This window comes from Catenulispora yoronensis (assembly GCF_039531695.1).
In the GTDB taxonomy this organism is placed as follows: Bacteria; Actinomycetota; Actinomycetes; order Streptomycetales; family Catenulisporaceae; genus Catenulispora; species Catenulispora yoronensis.
The window spans coordinates 1-16,569 of sequence record NZ_BAAAQN010000004.1 but is presented as its reverse complement, the minus strand read 5'-3'; the positions used below and the strand labels follow the sequence as shown (position 1 = coordinate 16,569).

At 70.2% G+C, this 16,569-nt stretch carries 11 protein-coding genes; 5 read left to right on the top strand and 6 right to left on the bottom strand.

Going from position 1 to position 16,569, the window contains the following annotated elements; all coding sequences use genetic code 11:
• Window positions 1-58 precede the first annotated feature (58 nt).
• Window positions 59-1,657 (bottom strand): FMN-binding glutamate synthase family protein, encoded by a 1,599-nt coding sequence (locus tag ABD481_RS04190; protein WP_344664163.1) that lies wholly within the window; start codon window positions 1,655-1,657, stop codon window positions 59-61.
• 186 nt (window positions 1,658-1,843) lie between these two features.
• On the opposite strand from ABD481_RS04190, the gene ABD481_RS04185 reads away from it, so the two are divergent.
• On the top strand, window positions 1,844-2,713 hold the full coding sequence (locus ABD481_RS04185; RefSeq protein WP_344664162.1) for a class II glutamine amidotransferase: 870 nt from the start codon (window positions 1,844-1,846) through the stop codon (window positions 2,711-2,713).
• A 201-nt stretch (window positions 2,714-2,914) separates the two neighbouring features.
• Here ABD481_RS04185 and ABD481_RS04180 read toward each other — a convergent pair whose 3' ends face one another.
• A complete protein-coding gene (locus ABD481_RS04180) occupies window positions 2,915-3,088 on the bottom strand; it encodes a hydrophobic protein (protein WP_344664161.1) in 174 nt (57 codons plus the stop codon).
• A gap of 196 nt (window positions 3,089-3,284) precedes the next feature.
• Between ABD481_RS04180 and ABD481_RS04175 the strand changes: the two genes are divergently transcribed.
• Window positions 3,285-3,785 (top strand): SRPBCC family protein, encoded by a 501-nt coding sequence (locus ABD481_RS04175; protein WP_344664160.1) that lies wholly within the window; start codon window positions 3,285-3,287, stop codon window positions 3,783-3,785.
• Between the two features lie 178 nt (window positions 3,786-3,963).
• On the opposite strand, the gene ABD481_RS04170 is transcribed toward ABD481_RS04175, so the two are convergent.
• Entirely contained in the window at window positions 3,964-5,691 is a 1,728-nt protein-coding gene (locus tag ABD481_RS04170) for a thiamine pyrophosphate-dependent enzyme (protein ID WP_344664159.1), read from the bottom strand.
• A gap of 183 nt (window positions 5,692-5,874) precedes the next feature.
• Between ABD481_RS04170 and ABD481_RS04165 the strand changes: the two genes are divergently transcribed.
• The 3 genes from ABD481_RS04165 to ABD481_RS04155 all read left to right on the top strand — a co-directional run bounded on the left by ABD481_RS04165 (window position 5,875) and on the right by ABD481_RS04155 (window position 8,042).
• Window positions 5,875-6,990 (top strand): carboxylate-amine ligase, encoded by a 1,116-nt coding sequence (locus ABD481_RS04165; RefSeq protein WP_344664158.1) that lies wholly within the window; start codon window positions 5,875-5,877, stop codon window positions 6,988-6,990.
• 10 nt (window positions 6,991-7,000) lie between these two features.
• Complete coding sequence (locus ABD481_RS04160; protein ID WP_344664157.1) at window positions 7,001-7,402, top strand: hypothetical protein; 402 nt, start codon at window positions 7,001-7,003, stop codon at window positions 7,400-7,402.
• Between the two features lie 103 nt (window positions 7,403-7,505).
• Complete coding sequence (locus tag ABD481_RS04155; RefSeq protein WP_344664156.1) at window positions 7,506-8,042, top strand: dihydrofolate reductase family protein; 537 nt, start codon at window positions 7,506-7,508, stop codon at window positions 8,040-8,042.
• 286 nt (window positions 8,043-8,328) lie between these two features.
• Here the strand turns inward: ABD481_RS04155 and ypfJ are convergent, their stop codons facing one another.
• The 3 genes from ypfJ to pulA all read right to left on the bottom strand — a co-directional run bounded on the left by ypfJ (window position 8,329) and on the right by pulA (window position 15,974).
• Complete coding sequence (gene ypfJ, locus ABD481_RS04150; protein ID WP_344664155.1) at window positions 8,329-9,225, bottom strand: KPN_02809 family neutral zinc metallopeptidase; 897 nt, start codon at window positions 9,223-9,225, stop codon at window positions 8,329-8,331.
• 255 nt (window positions 9,226-9,480) lie between these two features.
• Window positions 9,481-10,305, bottom strand: coding sequence for an SAM-dependent methyltransferase (locus ABD481_RS04145; RefSeq protein WP_344664154.1), 825 nt, complete (start codon window positions 10,303-10,305; stop codon window positions 9,481-9,483).
• Between the two features lie 131 nt (window positions 10,306-10,436).
• Window positions 10,437-15,974, bottom strand: a complete 5,538-nt coding sequence (gene pulA / locus ABD481_RS04140) for a pullulanase-type alpha-1,6-glucosidase (RefSeq protein WP_425559110.1) — start codon at window positions 15,972-15,974, stop codon at window positions 10,437-10,439.
• Between the last annotated feature and the right edge of the window lie 595 nt (window positions 15,975-16,569).

Here is a 16,569-nt window from a genome sequence, read left to right as displayed (position 1 = left end):
CTGAGCTGAAGCCGCTTCACGCGATGCCCGAGGGCGCGGAGCCCCCGGGCGAGGTGCCTCAGGCCGCCGCGAACCGGTCCGGATCCGCCGCCGCCCAGTCGGCGGCCCAGCTCTCCGGCGCCTCGCCGAGCAGCTGCCCGGGTTCCAGCCACTCGAACAGCTCGGCGTAGGTCCGCACGGTGTTCCGGTCGATCCGGCGCAGCAGGTGCCGGGGCCGCAGCTCGTTCGGCTCGCGCATCCCCATCGCGGCGAGGATCTGCTGGGCCTGGGCCACGGTGTTCTGCTGGTAGCTGCGGACCCGCTCGGTCTTGTCGGCCACGTCCAGCGCCCGCGCGCGGGCCGCGTCCTGGGTGGCCACCCCCACCGGGCAGCGGTTGGTGTGGCACATGCGCGCCTGGATGCACCCGGCCGCCATCATCATGGCGCGCGCCGAGTTGGTGTAGTCGGCCCCCTGGGCCACGCGCTTGACGATGTCCATCCCGGTGGCGACCTTGCCGCCGGCGCCGATCCGGATCCGGTCCCGCAGGCCGGTGCCGACCAGGGCGTTGTGGACCGTCATCAGGCCGTCGGTGAGCGGCTGCCCGACGCTGTCCTGGAACTCCAGCGGCGCCGCGCCGGTGCCGCCCTCGGCGCCGTCGACGACGATGAAGTCCGGCGTGACCCCCTCGGCGGCCATGGCCTTGCAGATCGCCAGGAACTCGCTGCGCCGGCCCACGCACAGTTTGAACCCGACCGGCTTGCCGCCGCTCAGCTCCCGCATCCGCGCCAGGAACAGCACCAGTTCGCGCGGCGTGCGGAACACCCGGTGCGCGGCCGGGCTGACGCACTTCTCGCCCTCGGGCACCTCCCGGAACCGCGCGATCTCGGCGGTGACCTTGGCGGCCGGCAGCACTCCCCCGAGCCCCGGCTTGGCGCCCTGGCTGAGCTTCAACGAGGTGCACTTGACGTGCGGATGGGCCGCCTTGTCGCGGAACTGGTCGGGGTCGAAGTCGCCGTCGCGGGTCCGGACGCTGAAATACCCGCTGCCGATCTCCCAGATCAGGTCGCCGCCGCCTTCCAGGTGGTACGGCGTCAGGCCGCCCTCGCCGGTGTCGTGCGCGAAGCCGCCGCGCGCCGCCCCGGCGTTCAGGGCGCGGACGGCGTTCGCGCTCAGCGAGCCGAAGCTCATCGCCGAGACGTTCAGCATCGCCATGTCGTAGGGCTGGGTGCAGTCCGGGCCGCCGACGCGGACGCGCGGCTGCTCCGGGGCGGGCTCCAGCGGGGCGGTGGTCTGCTCGACGAACTCGTGGCCGGGAGCCATCACGTCCAGCTCGGTGCCGAAGGCGCTCTCTTCGTGGATGCCTTTGGCCTGTTCGTAGACGACGGTGCGGGTGTCGCGGTCGAACGGCCGGCCGTCGTAGTCCCGCTCGACGAAGTACTGCTGCATCTCCGGGCGGATCGCCTCCAGCAGATAGCGCAGGTGCCCGAGCAGCGGAAAGTTGCGCAGCACGGAATGGCGCCGCTGGAGGACGTCCCGGACGGCGACCAGCGCCAGGGCCCCGACGATCCCGACGGCGATCAGCCACCACGGCGACCACGCCGCCGCGGCCCAGATCGCGGCCAGGGTCAGGAGGGTCAACACCACGGGAACGCTGACGACCGACAATCTCACTCGCATGAGTAAGTCCTCACTTCTACTCGGTGTGCCGGGAATACGCGGCGAGCACGCGCGCGTGCGCGCGGCGGCGGTCCGGCCGCGCCCTCGTAACCGGGATCGGCCTGGCGAAACGAGGCCTTGGCAGCGCGGCGCCGGCCGGCCGGTCCGGCAGCGTTTGACACGCCCCAGCGCGGGCACGCGGCCACCATGTGCCGCCTGTTCGGGATGACGAGTGCCCCTGACCGCGTACGAGCGACGTTCTGGCTCCTCGAAGCCCGGGACAGCCTGGCCGAGCAGAGCCACCGCGACCCGGACGGCACCGGCCTGGGCCACTTCGACCGCGACGGGACCCCGGTGCTCCACAAGGCCCCGATCGCGGCCTATCAGGACCGTGCCTTCGCGGAGGAGGCGCGGACCGCCGAGTCCTCGACCTTCATCGCCCACGTCCGCTACGCCTCCACCGGCGGCCTCGACGAGCGCAACACGCACCCGTTCTGCGCCGACGGCCGGATGCTGGCCCACAACGGCGTCATCGAAGGCCTCGAAGAACTCGACCGGTACCTCGGCGACGCCAGGTCCCAGGTCCGCGGCGACACCGACTCGGAGCGCTTCTTCGCCCTGGTCAACCGGGAGACCGAGGCGGCCGGCGGCGATGTGACAGCCGGTTTGCGGACGGCGGCCCGCTGGGTGGCGGCCAATCTGCCGCTGTTCGCCCTCAACATCGTCATGACCACCGCCGACGGCCTGTGGGCCCTGCGCTACCCGGACACCCACGAGCTCCACGTCCTGGAGCGCCGCGCCGGCGGCCACCACCGGACCCGCCACCTCGACCAGTCCGGCCGCGACGGCCGGCTGCGGGTGCGCGCCGACGGTCTGGCCGACGTGCCGTCCGTCGTGGTGGCCAGCGAACGCCTCGACGACAACCCGGCCTGGCGCCTGCTGCTGCCCGGCGAACTGCTGCACGTGGGGCCGGACCGGCGGATCGTCAGCCAGATCGCGCTCCCCGAGCCGCCGGCGCACCGGCTGACGCTCGCCGACCTGCACCCGCAGGCGGCCGCGTCGCAGAACCCGGCGTGACGGCGGAACGCCGGGTCCCCGTAATCGCACTTCGAGGAGATCGCACTTCGCGCGACACCTCACCAACACCTCACCAACACCTCGGGCAGCAGCCAGGCAGCACTTCGGGCCGACAAGGCACTCGCACCTTGTCGGCCCATCGCATTGCTATTCAGCGGCGCGCATAGCGCATCGCTTATCGGCCACCGCGGCCGTGATTGTTCACCAACGGCCATACCAGCGGCGTCGCCCGCCTGCCATCTCGCCGCGCCCCAGGCCGAAGCCGACCAGCCAGGCGATGAACACGATCGCTGCGATCCACCACAGCACGTGCGCGGCGAAGCCAAGGCCGCCCAGCACCAGCGCCAGCAGGAGAACCAGCAATATGACACCCATGATATGAGCCTCCTTGTCGTGCGGACTGCGGCGGTCGTTCGCGATCCGGGGTCCGCCTCACGATTTCGATGCCATCTCTTATCCGGCATCACGCCGATGAAACAAGAAGAATTCACGATGTGACGCGGAAGGCATCGACCCGTTTGACGGCAGTTCGCTCGGGCAGGCGGAGAACTCCCATAGAAGGAGGATCACCATGAGCACCGTCGAAGCAGCCGTGGAAGTCGACGTCCCGATCAGCACGGCCTACAACCAGTGGACGCAGTTCACCTCGTTCCCGCAGTTCATGAACGGCGTCGAGGAGGTGCGCCAGCTCGACGACACCCACAACCACTGGGTCGTCAAGGTCGGCGGCGTGCGCCGGGAGTTCGACACCGAGATCACCCAGCAGCTGCCCGACCGGCTGATCTGCTGGCAGACCGTGGGCGGCGACGTGCGGCAGGTCGGCAACGTCGGGTTCGAGCGGCTCGACGACGAGCACACCCGGGTGGTCGTGCAGATGGAGTGGACGCCGGACGGCCTGGCCGAGAAGCTCGGCAGCACGGTGGGCCTGGACACCCGGCAGGTGAAGGCGGACGTCGAGCGGTTCAAGACCTTCATCGAGCACCGCAACACCGAGACCGGCGCGTGGCGCGGCGAAGTCGGCCCGCAGGCGCCGCAGGCGCGCGAGGCCGGTTTCCGGCAGGACCCCATGTGAGGCGCGGTCCGCGAACCCGGGCACGGACTCATGACGACTCATGACGAGCGGGCCGACCAAGACATATGTCTTGGTCGGCCCGCTCGTTCCGGCCGCGATCAGCCTCGTTCTCGATCAGCCCCGGTCTCGATCACTCTGGTTCTCGATCAGCCTCGGCCGTCGCGGGCCGGAACCACCCTCACTTCATGCCCCGGCTGACGATTTCCTCCTTGGCCTTGGCGATCGCGAACCCCCAGGCCTGATCGACGCTGGTCTTCGGCGGCAGCGCGATCTCCTCCGGGTTCGTGACCACGTCCAGCAGATACGGCCCCGGCGCCGCGAGCGCCGTCCGCACCGCGGCCTCCAAGTCGCCCGGGTCCGTGACCCGCGCGCCCGGTATCCCCACCGCCGCCGCGACCGCGGCCAGATCAGGGTTCGCCAACTCGGTGCCGAACTCCGGCAGGCCGCCCTGTTCCTGTTCGAGCTTGACCATGCCGAGGCGCCCGTTGTCAAACACCACGATCTTGATCGGCAGCTCGTAGGCGACCGCCGTCAGGAGTTCGCCCAGCAGCATCGTCAGTCCGCCGTCGCCGCAGAACGCGATCACCGGCCGTTGCCGCTCGGTGGCGGCCGCGCCCAGCGCCTGCGGCAGCGCGTTGGCCATGGAGCCCAGGTTGAACGAGCCAAGCAGCCGCCGGGTGCCGCGCATGGTGACGAACCGGGCCAGCCAGACCGTCGACATGCCGGTGTCGGTGGTGAACACGGCGTCGTCGGCGGCGTGCCGGTCGATCATCGCGGCGAGCGCCTCGGGGCGGATCTTGTCCTCGGTGTTGTCGAAGACCGCGCGGACCCGGCCCAGCAGCGAGTGGTCGAAATCGGGCTCGGTCAGCCGCTGCTGGTTCTTCTGCCAGTCCTGATAGGCCGAGACGGCGTGGTTCAGGTGGCTCTGGTCGTCCTTGGCGTGCAGGCGCTCCAGCAGCGCGTCCGCGCTCAGGCCGGCGTCGCCGACGATGCCGACGTCGACCGGGGTCCGGCGCCCGATGTGGTCGGCGCGGGTGTCGATCTGCACGGTCGGGGTCCCGGCCGGCAGCCACTGCGGGTAGGGGAAGTCGGTGCCGATCATGAGCAGCGCGTCGGCGGACTCGAAGGCCTGGCGGGTCGCGGGGTTGCCGATCAGGCCGCTCTGGCCGATCTGGAAGGGGTTGTCGTGCTCCAGGCCGTCCTTCGCCTTGAGGGTCAGGACCATGGGTGCGGCCAGGCGTCCGGCCAGGGCCAGCACCGAGGAACGGCTCGCCCGCGCGCCGATGCCGACCAGCATCGTGACCTTGCCGGCGTCCTCCAGCACCCGCGCGGCGCGGTCGATCTCGCCCTCGTCCGGGGCCGGGCGGGCCGGAACCCGGGTGATGTGGACGGCGCTGTGTTTGGCGACGTCCTGCGAGCCGATGTCGCCGGGCAGGGTGAGCACGGAGACGCCGGGGGTGGCGTAGGCGGCCTGGACGGCCTGCTCCAGCAGCCGCGGCATCTGGCTCGGCGAGGTCACCGTCTGCCGGAAGGCCGCGACGTCGCGGAACACCAGGTCGTTGTCGACCTCCTGGAAGTAGTCGGCGCCGAGTTCGGCCAGCGGGACCTGGCCGCAGACGGCCAGGACGGGGGCGTGGGACTTCTTCGCGTCGTACAGGCCGTTCAGCAGGTGCAGCGAGCCCGGCCCGACGGTGCCCATGCACACGCCCAGCGTTCCGGTCAGCTGCGCCTGCGCGCCCGCGGCGAAGGCCGCCGCCTCCTCGTGCCGGGTGCCGATCCATTCGATGCGCTCCTCCCGCCGGATCGCGTCGGTCACCGGGTTCAGCGCGTCGCCGACGACGCCCCACACGGTGCGGACGCCCAGGTCGGCCAGGGCGGTGACGATCTGTTCGGCCACAGTGGTCATTGGCACGGTCCTCTCACCGGGAACGGTCCGGGCCCCGGTGCCCCGGCGGCCGGGCTTGAAACGACCGTTCGGTGCGTCGGCCCAGGGTGCTTGTTTGGTGTCCCGGGGCCGGGGAACACGGGCACCGCCGCGCTGGGCTCCTCCGGGCGGGGCTGAGAGCACCGCTGAGAACGGAGACGGACCATGGCACATCAGCATCGGTTCGAAAAGCTGACAGTCGGCGTGGAAGAGGAGTTCCTGCTCGTCGACCCCACAACCCGGAGCACCGTGCCGCGCTGCCCCGAGGTCCTCAAGGTCGGCGCCGACCGCCTGGGCGACCGGGTGTCGTCCGAGCTCTACGAGACGCAGATCGAGGCGCACACCCGCCCGATGGCCGAGGCGCTGGAGCTGCGCGCCGACCTGGCCGAGGGGCGGCGGGTGCTGGCCGAGGCGGCGGCGCGGAACGACTGTCTGATCGTCGCGTCGGGGAGCGCCGTGCTCACCGGGAAGCCGTTCCCGATCAGCGAGGGCGCGCGGTACGAGGAGATAGCGAGGCGCTATCCGGACGCCGTTTTCGGCGTGGACAGCGAATCCAGCGGCTGCCACGTGCACGTCGGCAGCCTGGACCGCCACGAGGCCGTCCTGCTCGCCTCCCACCTGCGTCCCTGGCTCCCGGTGCTCCAGGCGCTGGCGGTCAACTCGCCCTTCGCCGCCGGGGTGTTCCGGCGGTGCGCGAGCTGGCGGCATCACGACCAGCAGGCGTGGCCGACCATGGGGCCGACGCCGCCGCTGGCTGGGGACTGGTACGAGGCGCTCGCCGAGGACCTGGTCGCCTCCGGCGCGGTGCTGGACCGCAGGATGATCTACTGGTACGCCCGGCCCTCCGAGCACCAGCCGACGCTGGAGGTCCGGATCGCCGACGTCAACGCCGATGTCGACGCCGACCTGCTGGTCGCGCTGCTGATCCGGGCGCTGGCCATGGTGCTGCTGGAAGAGGTGCGGGCCGGGCTGCCCGGTCCGGCCGGGACGGGCGAGGACGTCGACGAGGCTCACGAGCAGGCGGCGGCGCTGGGTCTGGCCGGGGTCTGGAACGATCCGCGCACGGGACGGCCGCTGCCGCTGTCCGGGGCGGTGTGGGCGCTGGTGGAGAAGGTGACGCCGGCGCTGGAGGAACTGGGCGAGGTGGCGCTGATCGACACCCTGCTGGCCAATGTGACCTGCGGCGGAACCGGGGCCCAGCGGCAGCGGGCCGTGTACCGGCGGCGCCGGGCGTTCACGGACGTGGTCGACGACCTCGCGGCCCGGACTGTTCGGGTGTGATCATCGAATCATGGCCTCCTCTGTCGACAGACTCACGAAGCAGGCGGTGCGGCGGGTGCCGTCGCCGCTGCTGCGCTGGACGTTGCGGCTGGGCGTGAAGCTGCTCCTGCCGCTGGCCGGGGCGGCCGCGACCGCCGGGGCTCAGCGGTTGCGGGAGCGGTTCGGGCACGGCGACCTTCGCGACAACGGGCCCGCCGGGACGGTGACGGTCGAGATCAATCGGGAATTGCGCGATATCGCTCCTTCGGCCGAGAACCCCGCCGAACCGCTGCGGGTCCTCGCCGAACGGGCCGATCTCACGCTGACCAGGGTGCCCGGCAGCTCGGTCACCTGTCTGCGAGCCGTGCCGAAGCGGGCCGGCGACGACATCCGGCCGGACGTGCTCCTGGCCAAGCGCATGCTGGAGCCGTGAGAACTCGGCCGGGAGGGACCGATGAGTTCCGGCGGGGCGAGTCGTCTGAGTGGGCAGAGAACCCACTGAGTGGACAAGAACCCGCTCGATCCGAGGAGTAAGCATGCGCAAGGTGGTCCTGACCGAGTTCCTGTCGCTCGACGGCGTCGCCGAGGACGCCCACAAGTTCACGTTCGACTGGGACGACGTGGTGGACGCCCACGGCGAGAACGTCATCGCCACCCAGGACGCCGTCATCCTCGGCCGCCGCACCTACGAGGACTGGGCCGCGTTCTGGCCGACCAGCGAGATCGAGCCGTTCGCCACGTTCATCAACAAGGCGCCGAAGTACGTCGCGGCGTCCACTCCGCTGGAGCAGGACTGGGACAACACGATCAAGATCGACGGCGACCTGGCGGAGTTCGTCCAGGACCTGAAGAACTCGACCGGCGGCGACATCGGCATCCACGGCAGCATCTCGGTCGCGCAATCACTGCTCGCCGCGGGGCTCGTGGACGTGGCCCACTTCGCCATTCCCCCGGTCATCGCCGGCCAGGGACGGCGGCTGCTGGAAGGGCTGCCGATGATCCGCCTGGAGCTGCTGCACGGTGTGGCGTCGCCGACGGGGTTCCTGGTGGCCAGCTACCGCGTTCTGCACTAGATCTCGCGCCTGGCGCAGCGTTGAACAGAGCTGCGCCAGGTCGCGATTGTTCACCGCTGCGTGCTTGGCGCAGGAACGCGGCCGAGGCGGCATCAAGATACCTGCAGGCCGCCACGCTTCAAGGGCATGCCTCCGAGCCTAGCTCCGAACCCGCGTGAATCAGAGCTCTGTGTCTCGTTGTCCGCATCCTGCGGCGGATCCTCGCACCCGATCATCCAGATCCCGCACCGCATCCCGCACCGGCGGCCCGGTCCGCGCCGACGCCCGGACCGGGCCGCCGGTGGTGTCACACTCCCCCGGCGAAGGTGTCGCAGGCCTTCAGCTCGCCGGTCTGATAGCCGGTGGTGAACCACTTCTGCCGTTGGGCGGCCGAACCGTGCGTCCAGCTCTCGGGCGAGACCTTGCCCTGCGTCTCCTGCTGGATCCGGTCGTCGCCCACGGCGGACGCCGCGTCGAGCGCGTCGGCGATGTCCTGCTGGCTGAGGGCGTCGATGAAGGGCCGGCCGTTGGCGTCCTTGGTGGTGGTCGCGAAGTGCGCCCAGATGCCGGCGTAGCAGTCGGCCTGGAGCTCGGTGCGCACGGATCCGCCGGTGGGGCCCTGCGCGTTCTGCTGCGCGCGGCCGAGCGTGCCCTGGAGGTCCTGGATGTGGTGGCCGTATTCGTGGGCGACGACGTAGGCCTGGGCGAAGGGGCCGCCCTTGGCGCCGAACTTGGAGCGCAGCTCCTGCCAGAAGCCGAGGTCGAGGTAGACGGTGCGGTCGCCGGGGCAGTAGAAGGGGCCGACCTGGGTGGTCGCCGGGCCGCAGGCGGTGGAGGTCGAGTTGGTGAACAGGACGGTCTGCGCCCGCTCGTACTTCTTGCCGGAGTTCGCGAACTCGCTGGTCCAGTAGTTCTGGACGGAGTCGACGACGGCGACCACGCGGCAGTCGTCGTTGGCGTTGGCGTCGGCTCCGGTGCGGCACTTGGCGGCCAGCGACGACGAGTCGACGACGCCCGGGGCGGCGGAGCTGCCGCCGGAGCCGCTGCCGCCGCCCATCGTGGCCACCGGGATGCCGACCGCCGCGGCCACCAGGGCCAGAAGCAGGCCTATGACGCTGCCGCGGCCGCCGGGGAAACCACCGCCGCCGCCGCGCTGGTCGACGACGTCGCTGGTGTCCAGTTGCGCGTCGGGGTCGAAGGTCATGGGGCGCCTCCCTCTGCTGTGCCGGCGGTGGTCCGGATCGAAGCACCGGGTATCCGAACGCTGGCAAAGGAAACGGGGCCGGGGGCTGCAAACCAGCCTGGTCGCGGGCGGAGCCTCGGGCCTGGCGGCGGGTATCGCCGCAGTTCTCGCCGCGAGTCGCCGCGAGTCTCCTCGTGGGTCGCCGCGAGTCACCGCGGATCCCGCTTCGGGCCGCCTCCAGTCGCCGCAGACCAGCCGCAAACCAGCCGCAAACCCTCAGCCGCGTCGGCGGCCGACCCCCGCGATCAAGCTGTACCGCGCCACGTCGCCGCCCAGCGGATCGGCAGCGAGCGCCGCCGGCTCCGGGCGCCAGTGGATGATGTCCACCAGGCCCGGCTCCAGCAGCTCGTAGCCGTCGAAGAAGCGCTCCACCTCGGTCTTGCCGCGGAACACTCCCGGCTGCGTGGTCTTCGCGTAGACGTTCTCGACCTCGCCGACCTGCTTGGGGCGGTAGTCGTTGGTCCCGTGGCTGATGGCGAGGTAGGAGCCGGGGACGGTGGCGTCGCGGTAGGCGGCCACGATCCGGGCCGGGTCGTCCTCGTCCGGCACGAAGGGCAGGACCGAGACCAGCAGGACCGCCGTGGGGATGCTCAGGCCGAGTTCCCCGGTCTCGACCGCGCCGCGCAGCACGGCGTCGGGGTTGCGCAGGTCGGCGTGGACGACCGCGACCCGGTCGGTGTCGCGGAGCAGGGCCGAGGCGTGGGCGACGGCGACCGGGTCGGAGTCGACGTAGACGGTCCGGGCGCCGGAGCGGTGGGCGGCGACGATCTCGTGGACGTTGCCGACGGTCGGGATGCCGGAGCCCAGGTCGAGGAACTGGTCGACGCCGAGCGCGCAGAGTGCGGCGACGGCGCGGCCGAGGAAGGAGCGGTTGGCGCGCACGACGTGCGGGGCGTCGGGGAAGACCTCCTGCGCCTGCTTGGCGAGGTCGCGGTCCGAGGCGAAGTTGTGCGAGCCGCCGAGGAAGTAGTCGTACATGCGCGCGACGGAGGGGCGCTCGATGTCGACGTCGTCCGGTGTCCAGGCCAACCCGTGCTGCATCGTGCCCTCCTCGGAATCGACACGGCATGCTACCGGGTGCGACCTGGCCGCGGCGGTCGGAACCGCCGCGACCAGGTCGCTTTTCTTTCGGGGCCGCTGTGTGGATCAGCCCCGTGGATCAGCCCCGTGGATCAGCCCTGGACGAACACCGCCACGCTTCGCGCCGGAACAGTGAACGTCCCGGTGCCGGTGTCGAAGGCCGAGGTCTTGACCACGGCGTCCGAGCCCGCCGCCTGGATCGGGTCCAGCACCTGCGTCGTCCCGGCCAGCGCCGGGACGGCCTGGGTCTGCGGGCTCGGCGTCGCGTTGAAGACCACTGTCAGGGACTTCGCGCCGGTGCCGAGCCGCATGGTGATCACGCCTGGCGTCTCCGTGCTGCCCGAGAGCGGGAAGGACAGGGCGGCCTGCACGGCCTGGGCGGTCCCCAGGGCGAACAGCGGCGAGGACTGCTTGATCCGCAGCAGGTCCTGGTACGCCGCCGAGGTGGCGGTGACCGTCGCGCAGTCGGGCTTCAGCGCGGCGTCCGCCAGCAGGGGCCGCATGTACGGCCACTTGGACTGGTTGGCGGCGGCCGGCGGCAGGCCCTGGCCGAAGCCGGTGCCGGTCGCGCAGTCCCAGTGGATCGCGTTGAACCAGTCGCCGGAGTCGTAGGAGTTGCCGTCGAAGGACTTGGACCGCAGCAGGTCGCTGCCGGCGGCGCTGAAGCCCGGGCCCTGCGAGAGGACCGTGGTCGCCAGCGCGAGCACCTGCATGCGGGCCCGGTCGGCGGTCGACGTCGAGGCCGGCAGTTTGTAGGCCAGGGCGTCGAACAGGATCTCGTTGTCGTGGGCGTCGACGTAGGTGATCGCGTCGGCGGGGTTCGCGGCGTAGCCGGCGGGTGAGCCGTTGTAGTCCACCTGCGCGCCGGTGACGGGCTTGCCGGTGGAGTCGGTGAACGCGTACGACGCCAGGGCGCCGGTCAGCCCGACCTTGATCAGGTCCTGGTCGTGCAGCAGGCGGGCCTTCTGGTCGGCGGTGGCGCCGTTGACGGCGTCGCCGTTCGGGTCGGTGTAGAGGCCGGAGGCGAAGCCCTGGATGCGGGGGTCGGCGTCGAAGGGGCCGCCGCCGCGGACCGCGTCGCGGAGGCGGTCGTTGAAGGTGCCGATGCCGGTGCCGGCCATGTTGGTCTGCGAGGCGTTCACGAAGCGGGCGTTGTCGGCGACGGTTCCGAAGTTCCAGCCCTCGCCGTAGAGGTAGAGGGCCTTGCCGTCCACGCCATCGCGGGCGAGCGTCAGGTTGCCCAGGGCGGACTGCACGTCCAGCATTGTCTGCTTCGGGTCCAGGCCCATCAGGTCGAAGCGGAAGCCGTCGACGTGGTACTGCCGGGCCCAGGTGGTGACCGAGTCGACGACGAGCTTGTCCATCATCGCGTGCTCGGGTGCGGTGTCCGCACAGCACGAGTCGGTCGTCACCGCGCCGGCGTCCGACAGCCGCTGGTAGTAGCCGGGCACGATCCGGTCCAGGACCGAATGCGGGTCCTGGCCCGCGGCTGCGGTGTGGTTGTAGACCACGTCCAGCACCACGCGCAGCCCGGCGGCGTGCAGGGCGGCGACCATCTGGCGGAACTGGACGATCCGGGGCGTGCCGTTGGGGTCGGTCGAGTAGGAGCCCTCCGGAACGGTGAAGTGGTAGGGGTCGTAGCCCCAGTTGTAGGCGTCGGTCGCCGCGGTCTTGGTGACGCAGGCCTGTTGCTGGTCGGAGTCGCTGGGGAAGGACGGCAGGTCGCAGGGCGGGGTCGACTGCTCGGACTTCGGCTCCGGAACCGAGCTGAAGTCGAACACCGGCAGCAGGTGGACTGTTGTGACGCCGGACTGGGCCAGGGCCTTGAGATGCTGGAGGCCCAGCGAGGTGCTGTCGGTGAAGGCGAGGTAGGTGCCGCGGTCGGCCGCCGGAACCGAGGTGTCCGCCGCTGAGAAGTCGCGGACGTGGAGCTCGGTGATCTCCTGCTTGGCCGCCGGGATCGGCTGCGGTGCGGGGGTCTTCTTCCAGGCGTCCGGCGCGAGCTTGCTGTCGGAGAGGTCGACGATCTGGCTGCGGGTGGAATCCGCGGACAGCGACAGCGAGTAGGGGTCCGTCACCTCGTTGACGACGAGTTTCTGGACCGAGGGCGCCCAGACTGTGACTTGGTACAGGTAGTACTTGCCGTTCCAGTCCGGCTTGCCGCGGACGCTCCAGACGCCGGTGCGGTCGTCGGCGTCCATCGGGACGACGGTGGGTTTGGTCGTGGCCTTGGCGTCGTCGAAGAGTTCGAGCTTGACCGACTGCGCGGTCGGCGCCCAGACCGACAGGGTCGGCTTGTTGTGGTCGAACACCGGTCCGAGCGCGGCGCTGCTCGCCGCCGAGTAGAGGGCGTCCAGCACGCCGGGGATCTGCACGCCGGTCGCGGCGAGGAGGTTTCCGCTCCCGTCGCGCTCGGTGGCCAGCAGCTGCGATCTGAGGGCGGGCTTCACGCGGGCGGCGTCGCGCGGGTCCACGGTGAAGGCGCTGTATCCGGCGAGGTTCGGGTACTTCGCCAGCTGCGCGGCGGTCAGGCCGCCGGGTACCTGGTTCAGCCGGATCCAGTAGCCCGGGTCGGAGAGGTCGCCGTTGGCGATGGTGATCCCGCCGGAGGGTGCGTAGACGAGCTGGTAGTGCAGCGACGCCGACAGCGGCTTCTTCCACGCCACTGTTGTGGCGTCGATCCACTGCGCCTGCGCCTTGGTCAGGTCGGCGTCCAGTGTGGTGGCGGCCGGCAGCGGCAGCAGATATCCCGGCTGGCCGCCGAGGATCCAGATCTCGCGGCCGTGGTCGGCGAAGGTCAGCGACTGGTCGTCGGGCAGGTCCTTGGTGTCGCCGTTGTGCAGGATGTAGGACAGGCTCGACGCCCCGGGTGCCAGCGGCACGGTGAAGACGTCGCCGAACGCGTCGGTGCCCGACGGCGCCAGGGGTGCGGACCATGAGGTGGGGTTCGCCGCGCCGGTCCAGTCGTGCAGGCCCCAGCCGGCGTAGGCGCCGTCCGCGCGGTGGTAGTGGATGACGGCGGTGTCCGGCGGGACTGGCGGGTAGGTGATCGGCGAGGTGGTGCTCACCGTCGCGTCGCCCTGCTTCACCCAGACCTCGCCGGACTTGGTGAGGTCGATGGAGCGGTCGCTGTCGACGTCCTTCGTGCCGTTGTTCTCGATGATGAAGCCGACGCTGGAGGCGCCGGGCTTCAACTTCACGTAGGCGAAGGCGCCGTAGGCGTCGCGGCCGACGAACGGCTGCCCGGCCGGCCAGGTGGTCTGCATCGAGGGGTCGATGTCGCCCCAGGTGTAGAGGTTCCAGCCGTCGTAGTTTCCGTCGGGACGGGTGTAGTGCACGACCGCGTAGGTGTATTGGACGGTGCTGCGCGGTGGTGCCGGTGGAACGGTTCCGACGGTGGTCGAGCCGGTGGCCGACGCGGTCTTGCCGGCGCTGTCGGTCACGACGGCTTTGTAGCGGACGACGGCGCCTGGGGCGGTTTTCGAAAGGTCCTGTGTCACCTGGTAGGGGGCGTGGTCGGCGGTGCCGAGGATCTGCCATGGGCCGGTGCCGATGGCGGCGGCGAAGGTGACGCGGTTGAGGGTGCTGGTGGAGGTAGGGGTGGCCGTGGTGCCGGACGTGGGGGTGGGTACCGTGGCGCCGATGGTGGCCGTGCCCGTCACGCCGGCTGCGGGGGTGGTCAGGGTGAGCGATGGGGGTGTGGTCGGGGCCGCGAGGCGGGCGCCGGCCTTGTAGACGACTGATGTCAGCGGGGGGACGGTGACGGTCAGCGTCGCGTCGGTGGCGGTGGTCAGTGAGGCCGTGCCGGACGGGTAGAGCTGGCCGAAGGTCGCAGAGGCCGAATACGTCGGGATCCGCACGGTCTGCGCGGTGGTGGCGTTGTTCACCGCGACGACGTACTCGATCTGCTGGGTCTGGTCGATGCGGGAGAAGGCGTAGACGCCGGGGCCGTCGGCGGCGTACCGCTCGACCTGGACGCCGTCGGCGAGTGCCGGGTTGGTCTTGCGGAGCTGGGACAGCGTGGCAATGGCCTGATAGAGGGGGTGGGTCGGGTCGTACTCGGCGGTGGCGTCGGTGCGGGTCGTGCCGATCTGCGGGTCGGCCAGGTAGTCGGGGGTCCGCGAGGGGAACATGTCCTGGCGTGCGTCCTTGTCGCCGCCGGCGCCGATGAAGCCCTGCTCGTCGCCGTAGTAGACGACCGGCTGGCCGCGTGTCAGGAACATGAGTTGGTTGGCGAGGATGTCGCGCTGCAACAGCTCCGACTGCGACGCGTTCGGGTTGTCCTGCTTCAGGAACGAGCCGATGCGGCCCATGTCGTGGTTGCCGAGGAAGGTCGGCTGCTCGTAGGCGTTGCTGGTGGCGGAGGTGTACAGCGAGTCCTTCGCGTAAAGCGCGGAGAGCCGCTGCGACGACGCACCCTGCGACGCGAACGCGCGGGCCGCGTCCTGGAACGGGAAGCCGAGGGTCGCGTCGAGCTTGCCTTGGGTGACGTACGGCGCCTGGACGGTCGGATCCGCGTCATAGACTTCGCCGAACATGAAGAAGTTGGGCTTGCCGTGCTTCGCGGCGTAGGACTTCAACGCTGTGGACCACTGGGTCCAGAAGGGCAGGTCCACGTTCTTGACGGTGTCGATGCGGTAGCCGTCCACGCCGAAGTCGACCCAGGACTCGTAGATCTGCTCCATGCCCTTCACGACCTCGGGGCGCTCCGTCCACAAGTCGTCCAGGCCGGAGAAGTCGCCCTCGTCACCGCTCTCGCCGGCGAAGGTGGAGTTCCCGCGATTGTGATACAACGTCGGGTCGTTGAGCCAGGCCGGGGTCTTGGCCGTGGCATCGCTCGGCGTGTCGAACACCGGCTGGTAGGGGAACGACGCGGTGGTGACCTTCGGGAAGGGCTTGGAGCCGTCGGCGTAGTCCGAGTCGTCGAAGGGGCGCCCCGAGGCGTCCAGGTAGGGGTAGGCGGCCTTCGACCGGTAGTCGTACTGGCCCTCCTTGTAGTCGATGACGTCAGCGGTGTGGTTCGTGATGACGTCGAAGAAGACCTTCATCCCCTTGGCGTGCGCCGCCTTGATCAGGTCTTTGAGGTCCTGATTAGTGCCGAAGTGGGGGTCCACCTGCGTGAAGTCGGTGACCCAGTAGCCGTGATACCCCGCCGAGGCGTTGGCCCCGGTGCCCTGGACCGGCTTGTTCTTGAAGATGGGTGCCATCCATATAGCGGTGGTACCCAGGCCCTTGATGTAGTCCAGCTTCGAGGCCAGGCCCTTGAGGTCGCCGCCGTGGTAGAAGCCCTTGTCTGTGGGGTCGAAGCCGGTCAACATCCGATCGCCGGTCAGGCCACCTGTCAGCCCGCCGGTGTCGTTGTCGGTGTCACCGTTCGCGAAGCGGTCCGGGAGGACGAAGTAGTACTGCTCGCGGGTCAGGCCGGGGCGGTCAGCGAGTGCGGTCGTCAGCGAGGCGTCGGAGGGGGCTGCCACCAACGGTGCTGTAGTCAACCCCGCTGCGGCGTTCTGCGGCTGACCGAAACCGAAGGCGGGGAGGCTCAGTCCAGCGACTGTCGCGGCGGCTGTGGCGATAACTGTGGCCGCTGCTATGACGCTGCGGCGTAGGCGCCTTCTGCGGGCTGGGGGCACGGTGGTTCCCTCTCGTGGGCGGCGGGCACGGCTCCTGGGCAGCGTGCGGGCGCGAAACTACTCGCCTTGCAATCCTTCAGCAATATTCAGCAAGGAGTTTCAGGGAGGGGCAGGTCAGGGGGTGTGGGGGTGAGGGGTGGGTGATCCTGGGCAGGGCTTTTCTTGCAGAGATGGGAGATGGGATGAGATGAGAGATGGGGAAGCAAGGGCCAGGCAAAGTCAAGAGCTGGGTAAGGCAGGCGCCTCCGGCGAGGACCTCTGATCCCTCGGAGAACTGGCGCTAGTCCATAGGAGGGCCCGGTCAGTCCCTGCGCTGGCGGTTTGTGAGGTGGGGGTTTGTTCCCCTCGCTCACGTCGGCAGCCCTACGGGTACAGCACCGCCGCCCAGGTATCAAGTCCATGCCGGAACCTTGTTGTTCTAGTGCTGCGGTTGGGCTTGCATGAACTTGACACCTGGTCGGCGGTACTCAGGGCTTTTGCGTTCTCATGGGTTGGTTTGTATGCCTAGTAGTTTCAGGGTGTGGTTGCGGTGGTCGCGCATGTGGTCGGTGGCGGCGGCGATGTTGGTCCAGCCGGTGAGTTTGAGTAGGGCGAT

Bases quoted from the DNA above. Each gene is read 5' to 3' on its own strand.
- ABD481_RS04190 (WP_344664163.1), bottom strand. From the start codon at position 1,657: ATGCGAGTGAGATTGTCGGTCGTCAGCGTTCCCGTGGTGTTGACCCTC.
- ABD481_RS04185 (WP_344664162.1), top strand. From the start codon at position 1,844: ATGTGCCGCCTGTTCGGGATGACGAGTGCCCCTGACCGCGTACGAGCG.
- ABD481_RS04180 (WP_344664161.1), bottom strand. From the start codon at position 3,088: ATGGGTGTCATATTGCTGGTTCTCCTGCTGGCGCTGGTGCTGGGCGGC.
- ABD481_RS04175 (WP_344664160.1), top strand. From the start codon at position 3,285: ATGAGCACCGTCGAAGCAGCCGTGGAAGTCGACGTCCCGATCAGCACG.
- ABD481_RS04170 (WP_344664159.1), bottom strand. From the start codon at position 5,691: ATGACCACTGTGGCCGAACAGATCGTCACCGCCCTGGCCGACCTGGGC.
- ABD481_RS04165 (WP_344664158.1), top strand. From the start codon at position 5,875: ATGGCACATCAGCATCGGTTCGAAAAGCTGACAGTCGGCGTGGAAGAG.
- ABD481_RS04160 (WP_344664157.1), top strand. From the start codon at position 7,001: ATGGCCTCCTCTGTCGACAGACTCACGAAGCAGGCGGTGCGGCGGGTG.
- ABD481_RS04155 (WP_344664156.1), top strand. From the start codon at position 7,506: ATGCGCAAGGTGGTCCTGACCGAGTTCCTGTCGCTCGACGGCGTCGCC.
- ypfJ (WP_344664155.1), bottom strand. From the start codon at position 9,225: ATGACCTTCGACCCCGACGCGCAACTGGACACCAGCGACGTCGTCGAC.
- ABD481_RS04145 (WP_344664154.1), bottom strand. From the start codon at position 10,305: ATGCAGCACGGGTTGGCCTGGACACCGGACGACGTCGACATCGAGCGC.